Source organism: Rhodococcus sp. R1101, assembly GCF_000278445.1.
In the GTDB taxonomy this organism is placed as follows: Bacteria; Actinomycetota; Actinomycetes; order Mycobacteriales; family Mycobacteriaceae; genus Rhodococcus; species Rhodococcus gordoniae.
Map to the genome: position 1 here is coordinate 1 of NZ_AJVB01000323.1, position 4,322 is coordinate 4,322.

Sequence of the window (4,322 nt, forward strand, 5' to 3'; positions counted from 1 at the left end):
TTGCGGCCCTGCTGTCGGGACTGCTGCTCAATTTCTTCTTCACCGAGCCGCGTTACAGCTTCACCATCGCCGAGCCGGACAATTTCGTCACCACCGTTGTCCTTCTCGTCGTTGCCGTGGCCGTCGCCGCATTGGTGGACGCCGCCTCCGCCCGGGCGCGCGAAGCCCGGCTCGCTTCCCAGGAAGCCGAGTTGCTCGCCTCGTTCGCCGGCGCCGTGCTGCGGGGTGCCGATCTCCCCCAGTTACTCGAGAAAGTCCGGGAAACGTACACCCAGGACGGTGTCAGTCTCCTTCGCAGTGACCGTAATTCACCCACGGTGCTGGGGACGGCCGGGGCGGCGCCACCGATGTCCCTGCACGCCGCCGACACCGCCTGCGAGGTCGACGACAGCGCCTATGCTCTCCTACTCGCCGGACCACAACTACGTGCGCGTGACCGGCGGATCCTCACCGCTGTGGCCGGACAGGCCGCCGCACTGGTACGGCAGCAAGAACTTGCCGCAGAAGCCTCCCATGCGTCGTCTCTGGCCGAAACCGATCGTCTACGGCGATTGTTGCTCTCTGCAGTGAGCCACGATCTGCGAACCCCGTTGGCTGCCATCAAAGCCTCGGCCTCCAGCCTGCGCAGCACCGATATCGAGTTCTCCCCCGAGGACACCGCGGAACTGCTCGCGACCATCGAGGAATCCACCGATCAGCTCACCGCTCTGGTATCGAACCTGCTCGACTCGTCCCGGCTCGCAGCCGGAGTCATCACGCCCGTGGTGACTCCGGTCTACCTCGACGAGGTGATCCACCGAGCCCTCCTCACCCTGACGAACGGAGAGTCGGAGCTCTCACGCACAATCCGTGAACGCATTCACATCGACGTCGGTGAGACCACGGTCGCTGCAGACGGCGCACTGCTCGAACGGGTCGTGGCCAACCTTCTCGACAACGCACTGCGCTATGCCCCCACCAGCCCGATCCGCGTCGAAGCCATCACCTCCGACGGCCGCACGGTCCTCACCATCGCCGACACCGGCCCCGGCCTTCACCACAAGGACACCGATACCTTCCCCCGGGCAGGAGATCACCGTGCCACCGGCGGCGCCGGACTCGGTCTGAGCGTCGCCCGCGGATTCGTCGAGGTCATGGGGGGAAGTCTCACTACCACCGACACGCCCGGCGGCGGCACCACCATGGTCGTCGACCTCGCCGCCGCACCGGTCGAGGTCCACCCGTGACCCGCATCCTCGTCGTCGACGACGACCCCCAGCTCCTTCGCGCATTACGCATCAACCTCGCTGCCCGCGGATACGAAGTGCACACTGCTGCCGACGGACGTACCGCTCTTCGTGCCGCCGCACACCAACAGCCCGACGTGATCGTGCTCGACCTGGGTCTGCCCGACCTCGACGGCATCGAAGTCCTTGCGGGTCTCCACGGTTGGTGCTCTGCCCCGGTCATCGTCCTCTCCGCTCGTACCGACGCCGCCGACAAGGTCGCCGCCCTCGATACCGGAGCCGACGACTACGTCACCAAGCCTTTCGGGATGGAAGAGTTTCTCGCCCGGATCCGAGCTGCCGCCCGACGGGCCAGCGCCTCCCCGGCTCCTTCCACCCCCGTGGTGGAAACCGACGCCTTCACCGTCGACCTGGCGGCGAAAAAAGTCACCCGGGACGGTACCGACGTCCACCTCACCCCCACCGAATGGGGACTGCTCGAAATCCTGGTCGCTCACCGCGGCACACTCGTCAGCCACCGCGAACTGCTGAGCGAGTTGTGGGGACCGTCCTACCTCACTCAAACCCACTACCTACGCGTCTATCTCGCTCAACTGCGCCACAAGCTCGAACCGGACCCCGCCCACCCCCGCTACCTGCTTACCGAACCCGGACGCGGATACCGTTTCGAGCCGTGAACGTAGTAACCACACTGCTGGGCGTTCGTCGACACTTTCCTCGACCGCGCGGGCGAGCAGGTCCTGCTGGAAAGACGGAGCCGCGACGTGCCGTGCGGGATATACCTTGATCTCGACCTTTCTCATCCCGCTACCGAGTGCGAAGCGGCGCAGCCACAACTCCTCGGCCCAGAGTCGAGCGGTACGCAGGGCAGGGCAGGATGTCACCTGCTCCTACGTCGGTCCCTACACCGACAACCCCGTGTGTGTGGGGGTGGTCGTGCTCCCGGTCGCGGTCTCGAATAGTCTGTGCGATGCCCCCATGGTCGCCGCAAGGTGCGGGTACTTCTCAGCGAGCGGGGCCGGGCATCGCACTCGGCACTGGCACCACGCATCCGTGAAGTCGAAAGGACCCTCTTCGAAAGAGGCGCCGAATGCCTTCGCATCCAGAGTAATACGACAGGGGCCCTACACAACGCGTCGGCGCGGTTTCTGCCATGGAACCGAGTTCGAATCGAGGATTTTCTCGACGGGCGTGCCCGTCAAGCCCGAGGTGTGCGTCCCATCGTGTAGAACTCGACGTTGGGCATCATCCCCGTCACGCTCGCCATGCGGTTACTCAACCCGAAGAACGCGGTGATCGCCGTGATGTCCCATGCATCCTCATCGGTGAGGCCGTGTGCGTGCAGGGCTTCGAAGTCGTCATCGCAGATCTCGTGCGAACGCGTGTTGACCTTGGTAGCGAAATCGAGCACCGCACGTTGACGTGGCGTGATGTCGGCGAGGAGATAATTCGTTGCGACCTGATCGGCGACAGTCGGTTTCTTCTCGTAGACGCGGAGAATCGCTCCGTGCGCGACGACGCAGTACAGACATTTGTTCGCGGCGGAGATGGTCGTCACGATCATCTCGCGATCACCCTTCGTCAGTCCCGACTCCTCGCGCAGCATGATCGCGTCGTGATACGCGAAGAACGCTCGCCACTCGGCGGGACGACGCGCGAAGGCCAGGAACACGTTCGGCACGAACCCCGACTTGTCCTGTACCTCGAGGATGCGCTCGACGATGTCCTCGGGCAGATCCGCGAGTTCGGGAAGCGGGTAGCGTTCACTCATAGCCAGAAAGTTAATCATAATTAACCGAACTTTCAAGTGTCGCCTTTCGCAATCCGGGCAGGCGTGGACATCACCCCAACCGTGAACCATGACGGCACTACGCGCGGATCGACATGGCCCACCCTGGCAACCGTGCGGAAGGAAGCGGTGGGTCGGCACACCCGAACCTGGGCAGGAATCACGAAGACCGGCCGTGCAGCAGCCCTCCCACGAGATCCAGGTTTGTGCGTCCGCTCAGCCAGGCATCGAAGACCTCTCTCGTTCAAAGAATGCGGTACCGGCGGAACGTGATTCGAGATCGATTCGGAATCATCGCCCAGTCGATCCCGAACGTCCGGCACTCCACTTGTCGGATACCTGGGTCCGCAACGTGAACGAACGCATCGCGATCGCGGCGGTCGGTGCGCCTTCCCCCTCCTCGGCGAGTGGGGCACCGACATGGCCACTGTTCCCCGCACCGTTCGCTTCAAGTGTTCAGAATCCGGACAGTTGCCGAAACCTGGGGTCGACCACTATTACCTGCATCACATCTGTGTGGGTACGTTGGAGGGGTCGGCGCGGGCCCCTTCCTTCTGCATCGGACCGGAGCACGGAGAGGACACGCGATGACGAATGGGCGACACCGACCGATTCGACCGCACATCCATCGGTCCGGACGTCCGGTCGGCGGACTCCCTGTGACGGTAATCAGCAGGATTTGCAGACTCGGTACCTCGCGCTGTCACCAGAACCGGTCGACCGGAGGCAACTGGAAGGAGAAGGGCGATGCACACCTTGCGCCCGGAGATCGAACTGTCCTGGAAGCGCTCGCAGCTCAGCGGTATCGATCCGGCACGAGTGCCCGAGCCCACTCTTCTCGACCCGTCGGATTCGGCAGGGCGGTTGTTACGGGCCGCCCGACCGGTGCTCGACGACCTCCGGATACAACTGGCAGGTACGGAATGTGGAATCCTCCTCGTCGACCGCAACTGCTGCGTCGTCTCGCGGATGTTCGACTCGGACGCCATGAGATCCGCAATGGAGGATGTCGGGGTACTACCAGGCGTCGCACTGTCCGAAGAGACATACGGCACGAATGCGCTGGGCACCCCGCTCGAAGTACGTCAAGGCCTCATCGTTCACGGCGACGAGCATTTCCTCGAACCGTTCAGGCAATTCAGTTGTTACGGTCACCCGATCGTGCATCCGGTCACGCGCAGAATCGAAGGCATTCTCGACATCACTTCGACGGAGAAGACGGCCAATCCCCTCTTCGTGCCTTTCCTCGCACTGGCCGTCCGGGACATCGAGGCACGCCTGCTCGAGGGGGCACGCGAGTCGGATCG

The 4,322-nt window shown here is 63.8% G+C and carries 4 protein-coding genes; 3 read left to right on the forward strand and 1 reads right to left on the reverse strand.

Annotated elements, in window-relative coordinates:
* Positions 1-1,226, forward strand: a 1,226-nt coding sequence (locus tag R1101_RS0116955; protein ID WP_016934560.1) for a sensor histidine kinase, incomplete at its 5' end; no start/stop codon positions are given.
* Positions 1,223-1,903, forward strand: coding sequence for a response regulator (locus R1101_RS0116960; protein ID WP_016934561.1), 681 nt, complete (start codon positions 1,223-1,225; stop codon positions 1,901-1,903). The genes R1101_RS0116955 and R1101_RS0116960, both read left to right, overlap by 4 nt.
* 521 nt (positions 1,904-2,424) lie before the next feature.
* On the opposite strand, the gene R1101_RS0116965 is transcribed toward R1101_RS0116960, so the two are convergent.
* On the reverse strand, positions 2,425-2,997 hold the full coding sequence (locus R1101_RS0116965; RefSeq protein WP_016934562.1) for a peroxidase-related enzyme: 573 nt from the start codon (positions 2,995-2,997) through the stop codon (positions 2,425-2,427).
* Between the two features lie 765 nt (positions 2,998-3,762).
* On the opposite strand from R1101_RS0116965, the gene R1101_RS0116970 reads away from it, so the two are divergent.
* Positions 3,763-4,322, forward strand: a 560-nt coding sequence (locus R1101_RS0116970) for a GAF domain-containing protein (protein WP_016934563.1), incomplete at its 3' end; no start/stop codon positions are given.